Below are 3148 nucleotides of genomic sequence, written 5' to 3'. Positions count from 1 at the left end.
CTCCACGCCTGGTTCCCCGCCTGCGCGGGGACGACGGGTGTGGGGACAATGTTTACCAGGCGCCAACCTAAACATACTCAGATTTGAATTTAAGCCAGCATCGCCCCTGTGTGACTCTGCTAAGCATCTGTTTACAGAGCATTTCTATTGAGCACTTCGCTTCCTATCGAACTGGCCTTTTGGGCGTTGTGGCACTGCCGCCACGCACGCCCGCCAGATGCTGCTCCTCTCTGATCGGGCATCCGCCCACTACGTGTCTGCACGTTTCCTGCATAGCCGCTAAGCACTTAGCACAGACGCCTTTATGGCTGTTCGTCGGTGCGCGGCTGTCTGCCCGCTGCTTTAGCGCCGGGCGCCAAAAGAGAGAGCACCATGAGCTTTGCCAGCCCCCGCTTTGATCAACCCGAACACGCCTTAGATTTCCTCGAACAGAACCCCGATATCGAGATGTTCGAGCTGTTTATCATCGACAACAACGGCGTGCCGCGCGGCAAGCTGCTGCACCGCGATGAACTGCTGGCCGTGTACCAAACTGGCCGGCCGCTACCGAGCACCATCCTTGGCCTGACCATCAACGGCGACGACGTGGAAAACTCCGGGCTGGTCTGGGATGTCGGCGATATCGACTGCCGTGCGTACCCGGTGGCCGGCAGCCTCACGCGTTTGCCCTGGCGCCTGATACCGACTGCCGCTGTGCAGGTCAGCATGCACCCGGAGGAGGGCATGCCGGCGGCAATTGCCGACCCACGACGTTTGCTGGAAAAAGTCATCAACGATCTGCAAGCCGACGGCTACTACCCGGTCATGGCCGCTGAGCTGGAGTTCTACCTACTCGACCAGAAACGCGACGCCCATGGTCGCCCACAACCGGCGCTGGACGCCGACGGCGGTCGCCCTTACAGCACTCAGGTGTATGGCCTGCGCGAGCTGGAGCAGATCGAACCGTTCCTCGCCGACCTCTACGCTGCCTGCAAAGCCCAAGGTATTCCGGCGCGCACGGCGATTTCTGAATACGCCCCTGGCCAAGTGGAAATCACCCTGGAACACCGCGCCGACGCCCTGCAAGCCATGGACGAGGCGGTGCGCTACAAACGCCTGGTTAAAGGCGTGGCGCACAAACACGGTATGGCTGCCTGCTTTATGGCCAAGCCCTTCGACCATATCGCCGGCACCGGCATGCATATGCACGTGAGCCTGGCGGATAAAGACGGCAATAACCTGTTCGCCAGCGAAGCGCCGGAGGGCACGCCGCTATTGAAGCAGGCGGTCGGCGGCATGCTCTCGACCTTGCTCGACTCGCTGCTGTTCTTCTGCCCCAACGCCAACTCCTACCGCCGCTTCCAAGCCAACAGCTACGCACCATTAGCGCCGACCTGGGGCATCGACAACCGCACCGTGAGCCTGCGTGTGCCGGGCGGCCCGGCCAATAGCCGGCATATCGAACACCGTATCTGCGGCGCCGATGCCAACCCCTACCTGGCCGCTGCGGCAATCCTTGCCGGCATTCACCGTGGCATTCGTGAACAGCTCGACCCCGGCGCCCCCATTGAAGGCAACGGCTACGCCCAAGCCACTGACGTGCTGCCCACCGATTGGTTGACCACGCTGCGCGCCATGGAGAAATCCGCCTGGGCCCGTGACGCCTTTGGCGCGCCGTTCCTCGGCGTGTATCTGGCGATGAAAAACGCCGAATACCGCCAGTTTATGGGCGAGGTTGGCGAGCAAGACTGGCGCTGGTACCTGCAACAGGCCTGATATTTTTCGCAGATCTTGGATTACCGCTATGACTTCCCAACGCAGCAATTCCTACTACACCGCCACCCTTAACGGCGAAACCAGTTACCCGCGCCTGGAAGGCGAAATACGCGTCGACGTGGTCATTATCGGCGGCGGTTTTACCGGCGTTTCCACTGCCCTGGAACTGGCCGAACGTGGCCTGAGAGTGGCGATTATCGAAGCGAAGAAAATCGGCTGGGGCGCCACCGGCCGCAACGGTGGCCAGGTCACCGGCAGCCTGTCGGGCGATGAAGCCATGCGCAAACAAATGCGCGCCAAGCTCGGCGATGACGTCGACGACTTTATCTGGAACCTGCGCTGGCGCGGCCACGAAATCATTAAAAAGCGCGTGGAGAAATACAACATCCAGTGCGACCTCAAACACGGTCACCTGCACGCTGCATACAAGCCCAGCCATATGGAAGGCCTCAGAGCCAACTACGATGAAGCCGTGCGCCGCGGCATGGGTGATGACGTGCGTATCGTCAGCGCCGCCGAGATGCCCAGCCTGCTGGAAACCACCATCTACCACGGCGCCCTGCACAACAAACGCAATATGCACCTGCACTCGCTCAACCTGTGCCTGGGCGAAGTGCGCGCCGCCGAAAGCCTTGGCGCCTTGGTATTTGAAGAGTCGCCGGTGCTGGACATCATCCACGGCGACTTGCCCGTGGTGGTGACCGAATACGGCCGCGTGGTCGCCAACTCCGTGATCCTCGCCGGCAACGCCTACCACAAGCTGGAAAAACGCAAAATGGCCGGCATGATCTTCCCGGCCTCGGGCGGCATTGTCGTCACCAAGCCGCTGGGCGAGGAGGTGGCGGCCAAGCTCAACCCGCAAGACCTGGCCGTGTACGACTGCCGTTTTGTCCTCGACTACTACCGCATGACCGCCGACAAACGTCTGCTGTTTGGTGGGGGCGCCAACTACTCCGGGCGTGACTCGCGGAACATCGCCGGCGAACTGCGCCCAGCCATTGAACACACATTTCCACGGCTGAAAGGCGTGGAGATTGAGTTCCAGTGGAGCGGCATGATGGGCATCGTCATCAACCGCATACCGCAACTGGGCAAGCTGTCGAAGAACGTCTGGTATGCCCAGGGTTATTCAGGGCATGGCGTGGCGACTACGCATATTGTTGGCGAGATCATGGCCAACGCCGTGACCGGCTCGATGGAGAAGTTCGACACCTTTGCCGGGGTTAGCCATATCCGCTTGCCGTTTGGTGATTGGGTGGGCAATCAGATGCTGGCGGTGGGGATGTGGTACTACCAGATGTTGGAGCGTTTACGCTGAGACGTGGGCTTGGCGCCCTCCGTGGCGCGCTTTTTCGTAGGGTGTGCCGGTCCGCGTACGGTGTGCGCATCAGCC

Annotated in this window: 2 protein-coding genes; both read left to right on the top strand. The window is 61.1% G+C overall.

Features of this window, described 5'->3' with window-relative positions; all coding sequences use genetic code 11:
• Window positions 1–372: 372 nt before the first annotated feature.
• Window positions 373–1755 (top strand): glutamine synthetase family protein, encoded by a 1383-nt coding sequence (locus AAAB16_RS13345; protein WP_340663760.1) that lies wholly within the window; start codon window positions 373–375, stop codon window positions 1753–1755.
• A gap of 28 nt (window positions 1756–1783) precedes the next feature.
• A complete protein-coding gene (locus AAAB16_RS13340; RefSeq protein ID WP_340663759.1) occupies window positions 1784–3073 on the top strand; it encodes an FAD-binding oxidoreductase in 1290 nt (429 codons plus the stop codon).
• The last annotated feature ends 75 nt before the right edge of the window (window positions 3074–3148 follow it).

The organism is Pseudomonas sp. (genome assembly GCF_037994325.1).
In the GTDB taxonomy this organism is placed as follows: domain Bacteria; phylum Pseudomonadota; class Gammaproteobacteria; order Pseudomonadales; family Pseudomonadaceae; genus Aquipseudomonas.
This window is presented reverse-complemented; position numbering and strand designations above follow the sequence as displayed.